General features: G+C 35.1%; 18 protein-coding genes. 4 read left to right on the forward strand and 14 right to left on the reverse strand.

Translation table 11 applies throughout. From position 1 onward, the window contains the following. Window positions 1–267: 267 nt before the first annotated feature. Complete coding sequence (locus Q3V94_RS12605; protein ID WP_303528226.1) at window positions 268–1,278, reverse strand: asparaginase; 1,011 nt, start codon at window positions 1,276–1,278, stop codon at window positions 268–270. A 92-nt stretch (window positions 1,279–1,370) separates the two neighbouring features. On the opposite strand from Q3V94_RS12605, the gene Q3V94_RS12610 reads away from it, so the two are divergent. Together Q3V94_RS12610 and nifJ are read left to right on the forward strand one after the other, a co-directional pair. Next, window positions 1,371–1,568 carry a hypothetical protein gene (locus Q3V94_RS12610; RefSeq protein WP_008907927.1) on the forward strand — a complete coding sequence of 66 codons (198 nt, stop codon included), beginning with the start codon at window positions 1,371–1,373 and terminating at the stop codon, window positions 1,566–1,568. 162 nt (window positions 1,569–1,730) lie between these two features. After that, window positions 1,731–5,252: a pyruvate:ferredoxin (flavodoxin) oxidoreductase gene (gene nifJ, locus Q3V94_RS12615; protein WP_303528227.1), complete on the forward strand. Its 3,522-nt coding sequence runs from the start codon at window positions 1,731–1,733 to the stop codon at window positions 5,250–5,252. Window positions 5,253–5,273: 21 nt separating this feature from the next. Here nifJ and Q3V94_RS12620 read toward each other — a convergent pair whose 3' ends face one another. After that, window positions 5,274–5,441 carry a DUF3787 domain-containing protein gene (locus Q3V94_RS12620; protein ID WP_008907925.1) on the reverse strand — a complete coding sequence of 56 codons (168 nt, stop codon included), beginning with the start codon at window positions 5,439–5,441 and terminating at the stop codon, window positions 5,274–5,276. A 129-nt stretch (window positions 5,442–5,570) separates the two neighbouring features. On the opposite strand from Q3V94_RS12620, the gene Q3V94_RS12625 reads away from it, so the two are divergent. Both Q3V94_RS12625 and Q3V94_RS12630 read left to right on the forward strand, forming a co-directional pair. Next, window positions 5,571–6,158, forward strand: coding sequence for a DUF2284 domain-containing protein (locus tag Q3V94_RS12625; protein ID WP_008907924.1), 588 nt, complete (start codon window positions 5,571–5,573; stop codon window positions 6,156–6,158). Window positions 6,159–6,196: 38 nt separating this feature from the next. After that, the gene (locus tag Q3V94_RS12630; RefSeq protein ID WP_008907923.1) at window positions 6,197–6,391 is read left to right on the forward strand and encodes a DUF378 domain-containing protein; all 195 of its coding nucleotides are present in this window, start codon (window positions 6,197–6,199) and stop codon (window positions 6,389–6,391) included. 26 nt (window positions 6,392–6,417) lie between these two features. Here the strand turns inward: Q3V94_RS12630 and Q3V94_RS12635 are convergent, their stop codons facing one another. From Q3V94_RS12635 to Q3V94_RS12690, 12 genes are all read right to left on the reverse strand, one after another. After that, complete coding sequence (locus Q3V94_RS12635) at window positions 6,418–8,496, reverse strand: N-acetylmuramoyl-L-alanine amidase (RefSeq protein WP_303528230.1); 2,079 nt, start codon at window positions 8,494–8,496, stop codon at window positions 6,418–6,420. 139 nt (window positions 8,497–8,635) lie between these two features. Continuing rightward, window positions 8,636–9,058 (reverse strand): YbjN domain-containing protein, encoded by a 423-nt coding sequence (locus tag Q3V94_RS12640; RefSeq protein ID WP_274765964.1) that lies wholly within the window; start codon window positions 9,056–9,058, stop codon window positions 8,636–8,638. Between the two features lie 145 nt (window positions 9,059–9,203). Beyond that, entirely contained in the window at window positions 9,204–10,229 is a 1,026-nt protein-coding gene (locus Q3V94_RS12645) for an alpha-hydroxy-acid oxidizing protein (RefSeq protein WP_303528231.1), read from the reverse strand. Window positions 10,230–10,281: 52 nt separating this feature from the next. Further along, complete coding sequence (gene yfcE, locus Q3V94_RS12650) at window positions 10,282–10,830, reverse strand: phosphodiesterase (protein ID WP_303528233.1); 549 nt, start codon at window positions 10,828–10,830, stop codon at window positions 10,282–10,284. Between the two features lie 4 nt (window positions 10,831–10,834). After that, window positions 10,835–11,344, reverse strand: a complete 510-nt coding sequence (locus Q3V94_RS12655; protein ID WP_303528235.1) for a GNAT family N-acetyltransferase — start codon at window positions 11,342–11,344, stop codon at window positions 10,835–10,837. A gap of 154 nt (window positions 11,345–11,498) precedes the next feature. Further along, the gene (locus Q3V94_RS12660) at window positions 11,499–12,272 is read right to left on the reverse strand and encodes an S-methyl-5'-thioinosine phosphorylase (RefSeq protein WP_303528237.1); all 774 of its coding nucleotides are present in this window, start codon (window positions 12,270–12,272) and stop codon (window positions 11,499–11,501) included. A 253-nt stretch (window positions 12,273–12,525) separates the two neighbouring features. Then, entirely contained in the window at window positions 12,526–13,854 is a 1,329-nt protein-coding gene (locus Q3V94_RS12665) for an APC family permease (protein ID WP_303528239.1), read from the reverse strand. After that, window positions 13,854–14,327, reverse strand: a complete 474-nt coding sequence (locus Q3V94_RS12670) for a DUF523 domain-containing protein (RefSeq protein WP_303528241.1) — start codon at window positions 14,325–14,327, stop codon at window positions 13,854–13,856. The genes Q3V94_RS12665 and Q3V94_RS12670 overlap by 1 nt, the downstream gene beginning before the upstream one ends. Window positions 14,328–14,402: 75 nt before the next feature. Beyond that, complete coding sequence (locus tag Q3V94_RS12675) at window positions 14,403–16,769, reverse strand: endonuclease MutS2 (RefSeq protein ID WP_303528243.1); 2,367 nt, start codon at window positions 16,767–16,769, stop codon at window positions 14,403–14,405. A gap of 13 nt (window positions 16,770–16,782) precedes the next feature. After that, window positions 16,783–19,143 (reverse strand): DUF3656 domain-containing protein, encoded by a 2,361-nt coding sequence (locus Q3V94_RS12680; RefSeq protein WP_303528245.1) that lies wholly within the window; start codon window positions 19,141–19,143, stop codon window positions 16,783–16,785. A 27-nt stretch (window positions 19,144–19,170) separates the two neighbouring features. Next, window positions 19,171–19,785 (reverse strand): cell division protein ZapA, encoded by a 615-nt coding sequence (zapA, locus tag Q3V94_RS12685; RefSeq protein ID WP_303528247.1) that lies wholly within the window; start codon window positions 19,783–19,785, stop codon window positions 19,171–19,173. 228 nt (window positions 19,786–20,013) lie between these two features. Further along, window positions 20,014–20,349 carry a nucleotidyltransferase domain-containing protein gene (locus tag Q3V94_RS12690; protein WP_303528249.1) on the reverse strand — a complete coding sequence of 112 codons (336 nt, stop codon included), beginning with the start codon at window positions 20,347–20,349 and terminating at the stop codon, window positions 20,014–20,016. Window positions 20,350–20,375: the final 26 nt, after the last annotated feature.

Below are 20,375 nucleotides of genomic sequence, written 5' to 3' on the forward strand. Positions count from 1 at the left end.
CCCCGTGAATGGATTTCAAAAAGGCATCTCTCATGAGCTCTAGCAATTCTTGCTTTTCGACTTTTCAAAAGTCCGTAATTCTGCACACGGACGTGCAGAGCCGAGTGGCCGACACGGATGTCGGCTCACGAGGGTAGGACTTTTGAAAACAAAGAAAAGCTTAGAATTGCTTAGCGAAATGAGCGAATGCCAGGGAAATCCTTCACGGGGCTTATCAAAAAACAACTTTTTCAACAGTCTGAGGCTATCCTTTTAGATAGCCTAGTATTACAAATATTTCAATGTAAATACAGGTTTTATTACACCTACAATATCTCCAACACTGTTTTTATTGTCGATAATTTTAAACTTTTTTAACTTTTCCTTTTCATCCTCATCAAGAACATTTAGCCTTTCTAAAACCTCAACGACGACAGGATAAAGGGCTCTACTAAAGTTTCCATCTTCTATCTTTACGGCAATTCCAATATCTAAATCCTTGACACCAACGGCATAAACAGCTTCAGCACCAAGTTTTCCGATAAGTTTTCCCTTAGTATTTTTCATAAGTTCTGTGCAAAATCCCCCTGTCCCTGCAACCATCTCTGGGAAAGTATTCATAGCTCTAAAAATATTCTCAGATGCAAATTTAATGTCATCCTCAAGATCCTTGGGATTAGAAAGCTTTGCAAAGGCTAAAGCAAGATTGTATATTGGCATGCCAAATACAGGAACAGAGCAACCGTCAATCCCAAGGATTATCTTATCCTTGTCTATTTCGCACATCTTGGAAATAATTTTTAAAATATCCCTTTGAACAGGATGATTGGGTTTGTTATAATCTTTAATTCCATATCCCTTTGCTATGCAGCTTGCAATTATCCCTGCATGTTTTCCCGAACAGTCAGAATGTAGGGGAGTTATAGTTATATTTTCCCTTGCCTGCTTTAAGGCATATTCCCTATTTATTGAGTAACCTCCACCACATAGAAGATCCTTTTCACTTGCACCTATCTTGTTTAAAATATTTTTAACCGTTTTTATGTGAAAATCTTCCCCAAAGTGGGAGGCACACATAATTGACATTTCATCATCCGAAAAATTAAATTTTCCATAGGCACCGCTTAAAAATACGTTAATTGCCTGAATAGGTTTTGCTGAAGACCTTATGTAAGTAACCTTAAATGGATCGCCAGCATAGGCTAAAATTTTCCCCTTTGAATTTACAACAACTACATCTCCTCTGTGGATGCTCTCGATTAGCTCTCCTCGCCATACAAAAGTAAGCTCAACAGACATAATAAAACCCCCAAAATAATTTCTAATATAATTATACCATTTTAATGAATATATTTTAATCAATTAGCCACAATTATACTGAGGTGATTTTTATGGATAAAAACCCCGACCTTTTAAATCCTATTTCCATTTTGCCCGAGGATAAATATATAAATTCCATATATGATAAAGTCTCAAGAACAATAATCCCAAAGGAGATAAACAATTTAACTAGCCTTGGTCCTATTGGTTTTTCACTAAGCAACCTTGGAAAAAGGCCCTTTGATGAAGAAATCTATAAAAGATTTTAATCCCCTTTTTGGGGATTTTTTATTAAATTTTAAGAAAATATTAATATTTATCTTTAAATAATTATTTTCTTTTGTTATAATATGTAAAAGATTATTTTTTCGCATAATAAGTTAAATTATGCTAAAACTATTTTTTAGATATTAATAAAAGGAGGTAGAAATATGCCTAGGAGAACACAAACGATGGACGGTAATACCGCCGCCGCATACATATCCTATGCCTTTACGGAAGTTGCAGCCATTTACCCTATAACCCCATCCTCAACAATGGCAGAGCTTGTTGATGAATGGTCTGCAAACGGAAAGAAAAATATATTTGGTCAAACCGTAAAGGTTGTTGAAATGCAATCAGAAGCAGGTGCTGCTGGTGCTGTTCACGGTTCACTACAGGGTGGTGCCCTAACAACTACATATACGGCATCCCAAGGACTTTTACTTATGATTCCAAACATGTATAAAATCGCCGGAGAGCTCTTACCTGGTGTTTTCCACGTAAGCGCAAGAGCAATTGCTGCCCATGCTCTATCTATTTTTGGTGATCATCAGGACGTTATGGCAACAAGGCAAACCGGATTTGCCCTTTTAGCATCAGCAAATCCACAGGAGGTTATAGAGCTTGGTGCAGTTGCACACCTTTCTGCCATTAAATCAAGGGTTCCCTTCCTACACTTCTTCGATGGATTTAGAACATCCCATGAAGTTAAAAGGGTTGAACTCTTAGAATATGATGAACTTTCAAAGCTTATCGACTACAATGCCCTTAATCAATTTAGGAAAAGAGCTCTAAGCCCTGAGCATCCTGTAACAAGGGGAACTGCCCAAAATCCGGATATATACTTCCAAGGAAGGGAAGTTGCAAATAAGTTCTATGAAGCAGTTCCAGACATCGTAAATCATTACATGCAGGAGATAAACAAACTTACAGGAAGAAATTACAAACCATTTAACTACTACGGCGATCCTAATGCTGAATATGTAATAGTTGCGATGGGGTCTGTTTGCGATACCGCAGAGGAAGTTGTGGACTACCTAATGGCAAAGGGACAAAAGGTTGGCCTTGTTAAGGTTCATCTTTATAGACCCTTCTCTTCTAAATACTTCTTTGAAGTTTTACCAAAAACAGTTAAGGGAATTGCTGTTCTTGACAGAACCAAAGAGCCAGGATCAGCTGGAGAACCTTTATATCTTGATGTTGTTAAGATGTTCTATGATTATACAAATAAACCTTTAATAATCGGTGGAAGATATGGACTTGGTTCAAAGGATACAACTCCTGCACAAATCATCGCTGTATTTGAAAACCTTATGAGCCAAAATCCAAAAAACAACTTTACAATAGGTATTGTTGACGACGTTACACACACTTCCCTCCCTGTTGGAGAAGATATCGAAACCACTCCAAAGGGAACTATAAGCTGTAAATTCTTTGGACTTGGCTCAGACGGAACTGTTGGTGCCAACAAGCAGGCTATAAAGATTATAGGAGATCATACTAATCTTTATGTTCAAGGATACTTCTCCTACGACAGTAAAAAGTCAGGAGGAACAACTGTATCCCACTTAAGATTTGGTAAAGAGCCAATAAAGGCTCCATACCTTGTTAATACTGCAGACTACATCGCATGCCACAACAAAGCCTTCATATACAATTATGACCTTTTAAAAGGCTTAAAGAAGGGCGGAACCTTCGTTCTAAACTGCCCATGGAATGTTAATGAGCTGGAAGAAAAGCTTCCTGCTAAGATGAAAAAATATATTGCACAAAACAATATAAACTTCTATATAATAGATGCTATCAAAATAGCCCAAGAAATAGGCCTTGGTGGAAGAATAAACATGATTATGCAATCTGTGTTCTTTAAACTTTCTAACGTTATACCAGTAGAAGAGGCCGTAAGATACTTAAAGGAATCCATTGAAAAGACCTATGGCAAAAAGGGTGCAAATATTGTTGAAATGAATAAAAAGGCAGTTGATATGGGCATTGAAAGCATAGTTAAAGTTGACGTTCCTGCATCATGGGCTGATGCTAAAGATGAAGAAATTAAAGATACAAATGAGCCTGAATTTATTAAAAAGATTTTAAGGCCTATGGCAAAACTTGAAGGTGATAACCTTCCAGTTTCAACTTTTGTTGGTATGGAGGATGGAACTTATCCAAACGGTTCAACTGCTTATGAAAAGAGAGGAATTGCAGTTTTAATACCAGAATGGCAAATTGATAAATGTATTCAATGTAACCAATGCTCTCTTGTATGTCCACATGCAGTAATAAGGCCACTCCTACTTGATGAAGAGGAAGTTAAGAGGGCACCAGAGGTCTTCAAGACTAAGCAGGCTATGGGTAAAGGCTTTGAACATTTACAGTATAGAATTCAAGTTAGCCCATACGACTGCACCGGCTGTGGAAACTGCGCTGATATATGTCCAGCACCAGGCAAAGCCCTAATTATGAAGCCAGCTGAAGAACAGATGGCAAAGGAAGCTGCAAATTGGGAGTTCGCAACAACAATTAAAGTTAAAGATAATTTAATGGATAAATTTACTCTTAAGGGTAGTCAGTTTGCTCAGCCTTTATTCGAATTCCATGGGGCATGTCCAGGATGCGGTGAAACACCTTACATTAAACTTATAACTCAGCTATTTGGAGATAGAATGATAATAGCAAATGCAACAGGATGTTCTTCTATATATGGAGGTAGTGCACCATCAACTCCATACACTAAGAACGCCTATGGCAAGGGACCTGCTTGGGCAAACTCACTATTTGAAGACAACGCTGAATACGGCTTTGGTATTGCAATTGCCTATGCACAAATAAGGGATAAAATTGCAGAGCTTATGCAAACTGCCCTTAAGGAGAATATAGGGGAACCCTTTAAGAAGGCCTTTGAGGAATGGTTAAAAGCAAAGGACAGCGGTGAAGCATCAAAGATAGCTGCAAATATGGTTCTTCAAGCCTTTAATGAAGGATCCTTCAAGGGTAACGAAACTTTAGAGCAAATATATGAAAGAAAAGACTATCTTGTAAAACCATCTATTTGGATAATAGGTGGTGACGGATGGGCTTACGATATAGGTTTTGGCGGTCTTGATCACGTTATTGCACAGGGCGTAGATGTTAATATATTGGTTCTTGATACAGAGGTTTATTCAAATACAGGAGGTCAATCCTCAAAATCTACTCCAACGGCTGCTGTTGCTAAGTTTGCAGCTGCTGGTAAGAACATAAGGAAGAAGGACCTTGGAATGATTGCGATGAGCTACGGATATGTTTACGTTGCACAGATTGCCCTTGGTGCCAACATGAATCAAGCATTAAAGGCTATAACTGAAGCAGAAAACTATAAAGGACCATCCTTAATAATCGCCTACTCACCATGTATCAACCATGGTATCAAGACAGGCATGGGAACTACAATAAATCAATCAAAGAAGGCAGTAGAAACAGGATATTGGCATCTGTATAGATTCAATCCTGAACTTAAAGAACAGGGCAAGAATCCATTTGTCCTTGATTCTAAGGAACCAAAGGGTTCATTTAGAGACTTCTTGATGAGCGAGATAAGATATACATCCCTTATGAACACCTTCCCAGAAAGGGCAGAAGAGCTCTTTGCCATCGCAGAAAAGCATGCTAAAGAAAAATTTGAAACCTTAAAAAAACTTGCTGAAATGCAATAAAAATAGCCCCCATTTTGGGGGTTATTTTTTATTTTCCTCTACATATTCCTTTGCATTTTCAACATCGATTATATCGGGAATAGGAACATTAGATTCTGCTTTGGTTTCCTTTATATTGGCCCAAGCAGCTGTATCGTGTTTTTCAACAGGCTGCCTTGTGAAAAACGCCTTTAATTTATCCTTCCACATATCACACCCTCCTTCTTTTTTAGTATATCCTGATTTTAATTTATTTATTTCATTAGCTGACATATAGGTTAATCTTTTGTTATACTATTTGTAAAAAGATAAACAATGCTCTTTAAAAGGAGGGCTATCATGAGCTTTGTTAAAACTATAAAAATCGATAATACTGCTGTTGAAATAAAATTTGGAGAATATAAATATGAAGATTTGGTTATAGATATAGAAAGGGTTAGAAACTACTGCAGGGAAGGTTGTCCAAACTTTGGCGTAAATGGTGGCTGTCCTCCCTTTTCTCCAACAGCTAATCAGCTTTTAAAGGATAAAAATTTTATTTTAGTTATAGGAAAAATAAACACAACTGACTATACAAAGGATGAGTTTAAAGAAGCAGATAAAACTTTGAATAAATTATTAAAATCGATTGGCTTGATGTTTAAAGAAAAATATGGAATTGAATTTTTGTCCCCTGAGCATTGCACAGAATGCGATGTTTGCACAATTCATGAAGGATGCAAAAAAAGCGACAAAAGAACTATTTCTATAACTGGAACAGGAATTATGCTTTCGGAAACAATAGAAAATTTATTCCATGAAAAATTAGAATGGGCAAATGAAAAGCCTCCAAGTAAGCTTATAAAAATTATGTGTATCATCTCCGACAACTTAACAGAAAAAATTTTAGAAGAATTTAAAAATTTAAGCATAAATAATAAATTATAAAAATATAATATACTGAAAATAATCCTTAGAGGGTAATTATGAAAAAGCTTTATCCTATTGCCTTTGCTCTTGTTTTGATTGGCGCATTAAACTGGGGACTTGTTGGCTTCTTTAAGTTCGACCTCGTTGCAGCACTCTTTGGCGGTGCAGAAGCTCTACTTTCAAGAATAATTTACGCTCTAGTTGGGCTTTCTGGACTTATTGTAATCTACAAAGAACTAGTTAAAAAGTAAATGCGGGCAATGCCCGCATTTACTTTTTAAAATCTATTTTTTAAAAGACTGTTTATCTTGTCAACAGTTGTTTTTCCTACAATGCCATCAGCATTAAGCCTATTTGCCCTTTGAAAGGCCTTTACAGCAGCTTCAGTTGACGGCCCAAAAGTTATGGTAGGTGTGCTTATCTTTAAATATCCTAATCTTATTAGTGCCCTCTGTAGTTCTCTTACATCCTCTCCTGTCATTCCCTTCTTTAATACTCTAGTTATCTTTAATAGTTGGTTATTTGTTGCATTCTGATTTATGCTCCCCCTAGAAACTTGGGTGTTATTAACAAGTCTTGCTAAATTTAGGTTTATTATATCTGCAGTTGTTTTTCCTACAATGCCATCAGCATTAAGCCTATTTGCCCTTTGAAAGGCCTTTACAGCAGTTTCAGTTGACGGCCCAAAAGTTATGGTAGGTGTGCTTATCTTTAAATATCCTAATTTAATTAGAGCCCTCTGTAGCTCCCTTACATCCTCTCCTATCATTCCCCTTTTAAGAACTCTATTTATTTTAAACATTCCATTAATAACCTGAGTTGTCTGGTTTTGAGTATTTGTCCCTCTTGATGCAGCTTCTTCTGGCCTTACTATAAAGCTAGCTTCCTTTATGTCATCATATTCATTTTTACTAAGCTTGTCCTTTAATTTTATAATTACTTTATATTCTCCATCCTCGTTTGGAATAAAATTTATTACGTTCTTATCTGATGTTCCGGAAAGTATTATTCTTTCTCCCTTATATATTTCAAAGGTATAATCACATCCTACTAAACTTCCATTTTCCTTTTCTATGCTTATAGTTATATTATTTTTTGAAGTAGGATTATCAGGAGATAAAATAATATTTTTTATTGTTGGATATTTATATACGTTAAACTTTTTTGATATTACCTCATCATATTCATTTACTGAATCAGGCGACTTTAAGTAAAGAATTGCTTCAAATTCTCCATCCTTATTTGGAGTAAACGTAAATTGAGCTTCCGAACTTGCTACCACTTCATCTAAATATTTTATTTCTACCTTTTTCAAAAGTGTATCTTCTATTCCCTTAAATGTAAAGTCTATCGAATCCCCTAGAAGTATTTTATCCCTCGATAAAACTAAATCTGGTTTTTCAGGCATTCCAAAGGCTTTAATTTTATTATTTTCATATACTTCATAATAACTTAAAAGGGACTGTAATATTTTTTGTGCTATGCTCTCTTGGTAAATCGGATCGATTAGCTTTTGCCTATCATCTGGATTTGTAATAAATCCAAGTTCCAAAAGGACAGAGGGTGATGTAGTATTTCTTGTAACGTAAAGATTATTATCCTTTGCACCTCTGTATTTAAACCCTAGTGAAGCTAAGTTATTAACAATTATCTCGGCTATTCTTTTACTCTCCAGCGCCTGCCATGGGTTTGGACTATATACGATTTTAACCTTATTTTTCTCAACTTTTACTTCTTTACCATTAACTAATATGTATACATAATCAATATCGTTTTCCCTTGATTCCCTTAAACATTCATATTTATTACCTTCATATTCAACGTATTTATAAACTATCTTAACCTTAGTCTTTTCAACTTTTATTTCTTCGTCACCCATTAACATATAGACATAATTAATATTATTTTCTCTTGATTCCCTCAAAACTGGGTATCTATCTCCAGCGTATTCGGCATATTTACTGCTTAATATGTTAGGTCTTACTAAACTATAATATGTTTCTACTCCATTGGCAGCAGATGATATGCTGGCGTTATTATGGATACTTATAAATAAATCAGGATTTATGCTGTTTGATATGTTAACTCTATCTGCTAATGTAATATAAATATCCTTTTCAGGTTCCCTTGTAAAAATTACCTCTGCACCCTCAGCCTTTAAAAGGTCTGCAAGTTTTCTTGCCACAGAATTGTTTATGTCCTTTTCTCTAACTTGTCCAGATACAGCCCCCGGGTCGCTTCCTCCATGCCCAGGGTCAATAACTATCCTTTTTCCAGATAATACACCAGCAAAGACTGTATTTATATTAAAGCTAAGAAATATAAGCCCAGCAACAATTTTTTTCAAAATTTTCAACAGAATCCCCCCAAGATTCAGTTTTCAGCATTTCTCAATTCATTTAGACTAATTTTTTAGTTTAGTTAAATTATACACTATAAATAGGCAGACATCAATAAAAAAAGGCAGCATTTTAAGCTGCCCTAAGCTTTACTCTTTACGCCCAAATTACCCTCATAAGTTCAGGATAATCCGATTCTACTAATCTCATCATACCGATTAATTGTGTCATAACTACATGGGGATTGAAATTATCGCTAAAAACTGCGTGGGTTTCGATTCGTATCGTATCCTTATCAAGAATGTATTTATAGTAAGTATATTTTTTATTAAGCTCATTTAATAATTCATATATATAATTTTTTCTTGCTGGATTTATCGCTGAAACAAAATCAAGTCCATATATGCTTACTATACCATCATCTTCGCCAAAAATAATTACCATCCTAAGTTTTAATCCTGAATTAAGACTTTGAACGGTTTCTACTATTGTTTCACCGTTATCCCCTTCGAAAAATTCAAGTTCAATATTTTGTGAACGCAAAAAGTTTCTAAATTCTTGAGCATTTTTAGTTAGCATTTTAAAACCTCCCTTAAAAATAATATGCCCTTTGCCGAATATAACCTAGTTAGAACTGGCAAAGGGCAAACTAACTAATTATATTCGAATATATTTTTATTAGCTTTATATAATATTCTACAGAAATTTAATAAATCCTGCTAAGTTATTCCTCCATTTTATATATAATTTTTGAATCTATACTTTTTATATCTTTGCATCCTGTTAAAATCATTGCTGATTTTAATTCATTTGCTAATTTATCTATATATAGTTTAACTCCTTCCCTTCCTCCTCCAAAGGATGCGGTAACAAATGGTCTTCCGATAAGAACTGCATCGGCACCAAGGGCAAGCATCTTAAGAACATCCACTCCTGTTCTTACTCCGCCATCAGCAAGTATCGTGATCTTTCCCTTAACTTCCTTCGCTATCTTAGGAAGAACCTCTGCAACACCTGGAGTATGATCCAAAACTCTTCCACCGTGATTTGAAACAACTATTGCTGCTGCACCAGCTTCAACCGCAAGTTGTGCATCTTCAACCGTCATAATTCCCTTTAATATAAAAGGCAGTTTTGTGCTATTTACAAGCTCCTTTATCTCCCCTAATGTCTTTGGTCCAACTGGCTTTCCATGAAGGGCAAGGGTTATAAGCCCTGCTGCATCTATATCAACTCCAACAGCAAAAACACCTGCTTCTTCTGCCATTTTAATCTTTTGAATGACATTTTTATTCTCCCAAGGCTTTATGATTGCAATTCCTTCACCGCCAGCTTTTTTAAGCTCCTCAAGATTTGTAGGCAAAAAGGCATCAACTGCAGTGTCACCAACCATTGGGTATATTCCTGCATCAAGGCATCCGCCTATTACCCAGGAAATATATTCCCTTTCGGTAAACTTTCCTCCCATATTAAGGGTTGTTCCTGAAACCGGTGCTGCAAGAACAGGAATTCTTAGCTTTTTACCAAATAGTTCAACGGATGTATCAGGATCCTTTGCATCATGTATAAGCCTCATGTTTAACTTTACCTTTTTTAAGCTTTCATAGTTTTCTATAAATGCAGAACCAGTTAAGCTTCCGCCCATACCTGGAACTTCCCCTGCACAGGCAATCCCGTTGCATTCTCTACATACTCTACAGCTTCCGTTTAAGTTTTCCCTTGCATTTTTTAAAAGTTCTTTATAATCCATATTAATCCCCCTCACAAATTAATATATGATTGATAATTTCCGTCTTTGCTTATCATATATTGTATTCTTCAAGTATATTTCCGTTTTCTAAATTGATAAACTTTATTTTACCATCTTCAATTTTTACACAGCTTGGTTTGCCATCTTCCTTTGGAACTCCTATGCTTCCTGGATTTATATATGTAACACCATCTATTTTTTCATATTTTCTTACATGAGTATGGCCTGTTATTACTAAATTTGCCTTATAAAATTTTGCTATTGATTTTAATTTCTCCTCATCAAAATCATGCCCGTGAAGCACAATTATCCTTAAACCATCCTTCTCGTAAAATACAACAGGAGAAAAAACTGGAACATTAAGAACCATTCCATCGACTTCAGCATCGCAGTTTCCCTTGGCTATAATTACGGGAATTTCAGAGTTGTTTATTTTATCTGCAAGCTCTATTGGATTATAACCTTCAAGGATAGGATTCCTTGGCCCATGATATAAAATATCGCCAGCACAAAGAATAACTTCACAATCCTTTAAAATTTCTAATGCCATATCAAATTTTTTTGGATATCCATGAAGATCGCTTATAACCCCAATTTTCATTTTATCACTCTCCCTTTACCTTGCTCATAACAATTATATTATAATACCTTCCATTTTTATAATACCTATCCCTTAAGATTCCTTCAACCTTAAACCCAAATTTTTTATATAAATTAACTGCTGCTTCATTTTCCTCAACAACGTTTAAATAAACAAGGTGCATATTCATATCTTCATATATAAATTTGAGAACCGTCCCTAATGCATCTTTGCCATAACCTCTACCTCTGTAATTTTTATCATATATTACAATCCCAATCTCGCAGTTTCTGTATTCCCATTTAATCTTATCTATAACAACCAAACCAATAGGTTTTCTATCTTCGTTATCAATTATAAATATCCTTTTGTTATATTCCTCGCCCTCTAAAGTAAAGTTATCACAATAGCGTTTTGATAAGGGATATACTATATCCAAAAAAGCATTAGTCTCCCTATCGTTAAGCCAAGCAGAAAGTATCCTTGCATCCTCCATCTCTATAGCTCTTATAAAGGTCTTGCTGCCTTTTAACATATTATCACCTCAAGAAGATTATAACAGAACTTAAGCTTTCGTGCCAGGTAATAAAAAAAGGATAGAAAAAGCACTATCCCTTTTAATAATTTGTTTTTGGTTTTATGTCCTAACAACTTATTTGTAGTCAACACACTACTTTACCTTAACAGTGTTATAACTTTATTCTGCTATCTTTACATTTGCAGTTATCTTGGTCTAATTTTTTTTCTAAAAAAACCTTTAAAAATGTTTCCATAATCTTTTCTTTATTTTTGTTCATACTGCCTTGAATATCATGCAATACTATATCTGTTGTATTCATTCCAGTGCACCAATTAGTTATAATACCTATCGCTGAATAGCACATACCCAATTCCTTTGCTAATACTACTTCTGGGATATTTGTCATTCCTACTACATCTCCACCTAGATTTTTATACATTTTTATTTCTGCCTTTGTTTCAAATCTTGGACCCTCTGTGCATACATATACAGCTTCTCCCTTAACCTTTAAGCCAACTTCCCTTGAAGCTTCATAAAACTTTTTGATAAGATTTGGACAATAAGGATTGTCCATACTCGTATGTACTACCCCATCTTTCCCACCTTCATAAAATGTTAAAGGTCTACTTTTAGTAAAATCAATAAAGTCAGTCAAAATAACTACATCACCAGGTTGATAATTTTCATTGCAGGATCCTACTGCTGCAGTAGCATAAATATATTTAATACCAAGCATTTCAAGTGCCTTTAAATTTGCGCGGTAATTTATAAGATGTGGAGGAACCGTATGGCCCTTACCATGTCTTGCTAAAAAGACAATTTCTTCTCCATTAATATTTACAACATCTACCACTACTTCTCCATATTTCGTATTTATAGTTTTTGAATAGCAATTTGAGTATAAATCATAGACACCTGTCCCACCTATTATAGCTTTTTTCATAGGTTCTCCTCCTACCAACCCATACTTTTTAAAATACATATTATATGTTCCATTACTATAATTCTAATCTCTTGTGCAGTTCTAGAAATACTTTTCTTTCAAATCCCCACAAATTCCCTCCCTAAATTCGTTTAAGTATCGTTATTTATTTTCTAAGAACAATATAAATTTACCATTATCAGTTGTCAATTATATTATTTAAGTTTTTTATTCAAATCTAAATAAAAAAGGCAGGTTTTACCCTGCCTTAGTATTACTTTCTCTTTAAATACATATAAATCGGAATACCAATAAGCGTTACTCCAAGACCTAATAGTGCTCTATTTGTGCTTGTTGTTATTGTGCTAATTAGTATAAAGAGTCCACCTGCAATTCCTATAAACGGAACTATTGGATAAAGTGGAACTGTATATGGCCTCTTTAGGTGCTTAAATTTATTTCTTAAAACAAATACACCAGCAACAGCCATAGTAAAGAATATCCACAGAACAAATACAACAAGATCAGTTAGTGTATCGAAGGATCCTGTCATTATATATATAGTTCCTACTACAAAAATGTAGATTATTGAATTTATTGGTGTTCCTGATTTTGGGCTTAATTTTGAAAAAAATCCTTTAAATGGGAGTAACCCTTCCTCTGCCATTGCATATGGAACTCTTGAAGCAGTTAAGATGTAGCCGTTTAAAGCCCCAAATATTGAAACTAAAATTCCAAGGGATATAAAGGATGCACCAAAGTTTCCAAACATAACAACTGCTGCATCTGATGCTGCCTTCTTTGATGCTATAACTTGGTCAAATGGTAATACATTTAATACTGCAAGATTAACTGAAAGGTATGCAACTAACACAAGTCCAAGCCCGATTATTATAGCCTTTGGAAGATCCTTTGCTGGATTTTTAAGCTCTCCTGCTATATTACCAACATTTATCCATCCATCATATGCCCATAAAGTTCCTAAAACTGCAAGTCCAAATCCTCCTGCTGTGCTCTCTTGAGCTACAATAGGAGTAAAACCATGGGCTGTCCCCTTTATAAGCCCAAAAATAGCTATAACAAATATAGGAATGAGCTTTCCTATTGTTGCTACAGTTTGAATTTTTCCACCGAATTTAGTTGAAATAATATTTGCTACAGATAGGAAAAATAAAACAAAAATCGCTAAGAGTTTTTGTTGCATTTCTGTCATTGGAATAAATGTCGTTGCCTGAATAGAAAAGATTATCGCAAGGGCAGCAACTGAACCTGGAAAATACACAGCAATTTGAACCCATCCTAATAGGAATGCTGCAAGGTCTCCATATAATTCTTTAAGGTAAGCATATAGCCCTCCTGTTTTTGGAATTGCTGCTGCAATTTCTGCAACGGTAAGTCCTGCAGCTATTGTAATAATTCCTCCAACAACCCAAGCTAATATTCCAAGGCCTGGTGCACCAGCATTTTTAGCAACTATTGCTGGCTTAAAAAATATACCTGATCCTATAACGACACCAATTACTATTGCTATTGCCTCTAAAAGACCAAGCTCCTTTTTTAGGGTTTCCTTTTCTTCGTAGGTTTCTAGTTTTCTAGCCTCCATTATATCATCCTTTCCAGTAGTTTTTCTATTGCAGCAACGTCTTTTTCATCTACTACTTCAACCCCATTTTTCAAAAGAAGCTCTACTGTTATCCCATTACCCTCCTTCAATTTATTAGAAAAGGTTCCATCATAAACATAGCCTTTTCCACAGGATGGGCTTTTAGATTTTAAAATAGCTGCCTTGCAGTTTAAAGCCTTTGCTATATTTAAAGTTTCATAGGCTCCCTTAATAAAAAATTTAGTTACATCCTCACCCTTGATATTAACAACTTGTCCTTTACCTTCCAATACATCCTTTGCACTTCCTATGATTTCAGAAGGAAGCCTTGGAGTAGTCATCCCCCCAAGCTGTTCTGGACATATAGGGATTAATTTGCCTTCTTCTAACTTTTGATACAAAAATTCATTGAAGTTATTTCCACCATCATACTTACAATTTACTCCACAAAGACAAGCACTTACCAAAATCATTTATATCACCCTCAAAAGTCGCACAAGTATAAATTATATAGTAAAATCTGAATTTAGTAAACTATTGTTAAAAGTTTATTTAAGTTCAACAATTGTAACCCCACTTCCGCCTTCACTAAAATCACCCAGCCTAAAACTTTTTACATGGCTGTGACTTCTTAGGGCCCTTTGTATTCCTTCCCTTAAGGCACCTGTCCCTTTACCGTGGATTATAGTAACCTTAGTAAGACCGGATAAAAAAGCATCATCAAGATATTTATCAAGATTATAAAGTGCTTCATCTATTGTCTGTCCCCTTAAATCGATGCTTGTTGAAATATTTTCTGCCTTTTCCTTTATAATCTTTGTTGTTCCTAATTTTTGAGCCTGTTTCTTACCCTTTTCTTCTATGAATAATTTATCAAGTGGAACACTCATCTTCATAACCCCAATTTGAACTAAAACTTCACCCTTGGCATCTGGAAGCGAAAGAACCGTCCCCTTTGCAGAAACTGTTGAAACATACACTTCATCTCCGACCTTTATATCCCTTGCCTCTATCATTCCATCCTTTACGATTACTTCTTCCTCTTTGCTTGACATTGCATCGAGTTTATTTTTCAATTTCTTCCTTGCCTCTTCTGCTTCCCTTATGCTTTCCGCCTCAAGAGCTCTTTTTCTAAGTTCGTTAAGCTCCTTTAAAATGGCATCCGCCTCTTCCTTTGCCTGCCTTATAATCCTTCTTGCCTCTTCCTGTGCCTTTTTTATTTCCTTATCCCTTTGGCTCTCAAGCTTATATTTTTTCTCTGAGTATTCCTTTTTAAGCTCAAGGTTTTCTCTCTTAATCTTTTGAACCTCATCGATTTCCCTTTCAAGAAGCAAAGTCTTATTTTGAAGGGATTGAATTACATCCTCAAACTTTGCAACATCCTTTGATATAAACTCCTTTGCCCTGTTTATTATGTCCTCGTCAAGCCCAAGCCTTTTTGAAATTTCAAAGGCGTTGGACTTTCCGGGAATTCCAATTAAAAGCCTATAGGTCGGCCTTAGGGTTTCCACATCGAATTCAACGCTGGCGTTTTCAAACCCTTCCTTTTCCATAGCAAATACTTTAATTTCGCTGTAATGGGTAGTTGCAACCAATTTAGCACCCTTTTTATAAAAATATTCCAACAAAGACATCGCAAGGGCTGCACCTTCGCTTGGATCCGTTCCTGCCCCAAGCTCATCAACAAGAATTAGAGACTTTTCATCAGCTTCTTTAACTATGTTTATAATATTTTTCATATGGGATGAAAAGGTTGAAAGACTCTGTTCTATACTCTGTTCATCCCCGATATCCGCAAAGACCTTGTTAAAAACAGAAACCGTAGAACCATCGGAACATGGGATTGCAAGACCTGCCATTGCCATCAACGTTAAAAGGCCTGTGGTCTTTAATGTAACCGTCTTACCTCCTGTGTTAGGTCCTGTTATAACAAGGGCGTTGTAATTTTGCCCAAGTCTTATATCAATAGGAACAACCTTTTCCTTGTCTATAAGGGGATGCTTTGCCCTTTTCATGTTGATAATCCCCTTATCGTTTACCTCAGGAATTGAAGCATCAAGATCGAGTCCAAACTTTGCCTTTGCCATCAAAAAGTCTAAATAGGCTATGTTTTCATTGTCGTGCAAAAGCTCCTCAGAATTTTTAGCTACCTTTTCTGAGAGCTCCTTTAAGATTCTTTCTATTTCTGCCTTTTCTTTAAGTTCTAATTCTCTAATTTCGTTATTTAGCTCAACTATAGGCATGGGTTCTATAAATAAAGTTGAACCGCTGGCCGATTGGTCATGAACAAGCCCTGCGACGCTTCCCTTGAATTCAGATTTTACAGGAATTACATATCTTCCGTTTCGCATTGTAATAATTGGCTCTTGAAGATATTTTGAAAGGGAGTGAAGCATCGATTGAAGTTTTTCCTTTACCCTTTGGTTTTTATCCTTTATTGCCCTTCTAATGCTATATAGCTTTTCACTTGCCCTATCATCTATTTCCTCTTCGCTTACAATTGCCCTTTCAATGTCCTCCTCAAGGCTTTTAATATAAAATAAGGATTCTATAATTTCATTTATTATTGGGTAATTTTCCTTTTTAGCACCATCGGCAAAAAATGATTTTAATCTTTTAGTCACTCTTAAGATATCAGAAACCCTTAAAAGCTCTGAAGGGGTTAATGTAAATCCCATTTTTGCCCTTTTTACCGAATCCTCTATGTCCTTAACTCCTTCCAATGGAAGACTTCCCCACTTTAAAACAACATCATAGGCTTCCTTTGTTTCCCTTAACCTATCTTCAACCTCTAAAAGATTTGATGTTGGTAAAAGCTCCTCACACATTTTTCGCCCTTTGCTTGAAAGTGCCCTCTTAGATAACATTTCAATTATTTTGTTATATTCTAAAACCCTAAACGTTTTTTCGTTCATCTAATCATCCCCTTTAAAGAATACCTCTATAAAAATGTCCCTTTGTTATTTTGTTTTTGTTTTCTTCTAAAATTCTCTTTGTACCACTACTCAAGGAAAAATCGCCTTTAAGCCCCCTTGTTAGAGCATCCTTATAGGCTTTTACAACTTCACCTGAAAATTTTGCATCCTCCTCTAAAAATTCCATAACCCAAAAGCTACTATTAAGACTTATAAGGTCCTTTATATGTTCAAGCATTATAGTTATCTTTGAATTAAATATATGGCTTCTACAATAAAGATCCGTTGCTATTAAAAATTTTTCCCCCATTCTGTCCTTAAGATAATGAATTTTATCTTCACAAACCTTTGGGCAATTTAACTTAGAATACCCCTTCTCACTTCCTATTGGGCAATGCCTGCTAACCATCATCCTTGTTCTTCCGTAGACAAAAACAATTGTATCCTTATTTGTCTTTGATATAAGGTCTTTGAGCTCTAAAAGATTCAATTCCTGTGAAAGATATACACCCTCATTTTCAAAGGTATCGGGGCAGAATGAGTTTAAAATGTTAAAGCCCTTATCAAGATAAACATCATAACCTAAGTTTAAAAGCGTATTATAAAAGCCTATATTCCCACATAATGCCTTTGTAAATCCTAAATCTTTTAGCTTAATTGCCCTCTCTTTGTAATAATCAAATTCTTCTATAATTATCTCAGGAAAATGTGGATAAACTTTATCCTTATATTCTAAAAGATCCTCAATATCCCCTTTGTTTATCCTTAATCTATCTCCTCCAAAGAATACAATATCAGCGCCATTTTTAAGTGCCTCTTTTGCAATATCTATTCTTCCAGTTTTAACAATGATCTTTGGCTCTTTTACCTTTTCCCTTTTTTCAAAATTAATATTAACCTTTATATCTTCCCTTTTTTCCTGAAGCTCATCAAGAAGTTTCTCAATTGCCCTTCTTCTTATTTCATTTAATTTTGAAATAGGAATCATAAGGTTATCTTCAATTTCAACCTCTATATTTTTAAAGAAAAATGGAGTCTCCTTCGTCTTTGAAAGGGCTTCAATTATCCTTTCTTTAGTTGTTGGCTTTGTCTTTGCGATTTCAACCCCATCAAGGCTTATCTTTATCCTTTTGGGACCTATAACTTCAAGTTCCATTCCATCCTTTGTAGCGTTAAATCTTCCAATTAAGGGAACTTTTTTTGTATCCTTACCCTCGAAACTTTCTCTTGCCCTTTTAATCAGCTCTGTATCCTGAGTTTTATATAAAATATCCCCAACCTTTGCATCCTCAAAGTAAATTTTTACAATGTCCCCCTTTTTAGCCCTTTGAATTTCCCTCCCATCCTTATCGTAAATAGTATTAACAGGAACTCCTATCCCCTTTCCAAATATCTCAATTCCGTCTCCTAAGTTAAGTTCTTCCTCAAGTTTTATTTGAACGAATTTCCCCTTTTTTCCTATGACTTTCCCTAGTAAAACACCCCAATTTTTAGGATTCTCATAGGACATCATTTTAGGTCCATTTTCATCAAATAAATAGGCCGTTGTAAAGCCTCCTCTGTTGAAAATCTTTACAACATCCTCCTTATCCTCCCGAGTTAAAATCCCATCAATTGCCCTTCTATAAGCTCTAACTACCGTTGCAACATATTCCGGCCTTTTCATTCTTCCTTCTATCTTTAATGACTTTACTCCTGCTCTTATTAGTTTTTCAATATGTTCTAAAGTCCAAAGATCCTTAGGACTTAAGATATATTTTTTATCCCCATCATCTAAGGAATACTGCATTCTACAGGGCTGTGCACATCTTCCTCTGTTTCCGCTTCTTCCTCCTATTATGCTGCTAAAAAGGCACTGCCCTGAGAAGGATATGCAAAGTGCCCCATGGATAAATGTCTCAATCTCCGCTTCGGTATTTTTGCATATATATTCTATCTCATTAAGGCTAAGTTCCCTTGCAAGAACTACCCTTTTTATCCCTTGAGAATATAAAAAATTAACACCTTCAAGGTTGTGGACAGTCATTTGGGTGCTGGCATGAATTTCAAAATCCTTTATGTTTTCCCTTAAAAGCTTTAAAAGTCCAATGTCTTGAATTATAAGGGCATCTACTCCGTTTTGATATAAAAAGGCAGCATACTCAAGGGCCCTTTCAATTTCATTGTTTTTTAAAAGGGTATTTAAAGTAACATAAACCTTGGCTCCGTATGCATGACAAAATCTTACTGATTCTATTATCTCTTCTCTATCAAAATTACCCGCATACTGCCTTGCTGAAAATTCCTTTCCGCCTATATAAACAGCATCGGCACCGTTAAGAATTGCCGCCTTTAAGGATTCAAAATCCCCTGCTGGGGCTAAAAGTTCTACCATGTTTTCCCTCCCACAAAAAATAGGGGGTTACCCCCTATTGTAAAAGTTTTTCTTATTAAAATCCCTTGCTTCCTTTAAATCTTTTTTGAGCCTTACAATTTCAATTTCACTCTCCAAAAGTTTATCCTTAAGCTCATTAATATCCTCGTCCCTTTGGCTAACCTCCGCCTGCAGCCTTTGATTTTCAACATATAGCCTTTCGTAATCTTCCTTCATTTTCTTGTATTCTTCGCTGTATTCTTCAAAGGTTAAGGACGCTTCCTCATATTGTTTTTGAACCTCTTGAAGATTTAACATTAATTCTTCATTTTCCTGCTTTAATTTATTATTCTCCTCAAGGACAAAATTATACTGGTTATAAAGGTTTTCAAATTCAAACTGCAGCATTTCAAGCTTTTTAGCTGGCTCTTCTATAGACTTTTTAATTTCTTCAACTTCCCTTTTTAATTTAAAAAGCTCATCTGCAATCAAAAGGGCTGTTAAAACTGCAGCAGAAGTATCGTTATGATTTATATTATTCCTTCTTATTTCCCTAATCCTTTTATCAACAAAATTAGCCAGTGAAAATAAATACTCTTCTGATTCTGTCCCCGTCAATGTATATTCACAGCCATTTATCTTAACATTCACCTTATTTTTCATATCAAGCACCCTACCCTTTCAAAATGCTGTGTTAATTATATTTTATCATTATTTTAGAATTTTTCACTATAATTTTTTACTTTTTCTAGGACAAAATTCTTTATTCTTTCCGCACTTCGTTAACAATGATAACAAATTATTTCTAAAGGTTTAGGGTGCATATTTAAAAGAAATTTTGCAGAATTTAAGTCCATTTCAGCAAACTCAAACCATTCATTAGCAATATCCTTACTGTTCATATAAACAATCCCCTTCATGAACAATTTTATATTCTATTGTAGATCCAATTTCTGCTCTTTCACTAAATTCCTCCTTCGAATACACCAAAATATCAATAGGGAAATCAGCAACATCCACTAATGATTTTCTTATAAGACGCAATATGTCCCTTTTACTTATTGTGTTTTCACTAACTACAATACACAAATCTATATCACTTTCTTGTGTTGGATTTCCATAAGCATAAGAGCCAAATAGATAGATTTTTTCTACCGGAATTATTTTTTTTATTTCGTTAGTAATCTTATCTATTTGATATTTTATATTTTCCTTCAACTTTATCACCTACCGAGTTTATAAATTACTTAATC

Source organism: Caloramator sp. CAR-1, assembly GCF_030546345.1.
Classification (GTDB): Bacteria; Bacillota; Clostridia; order Clostridiales; family Caloramatoraceae; genus Caloramator; species Caloramator australicus.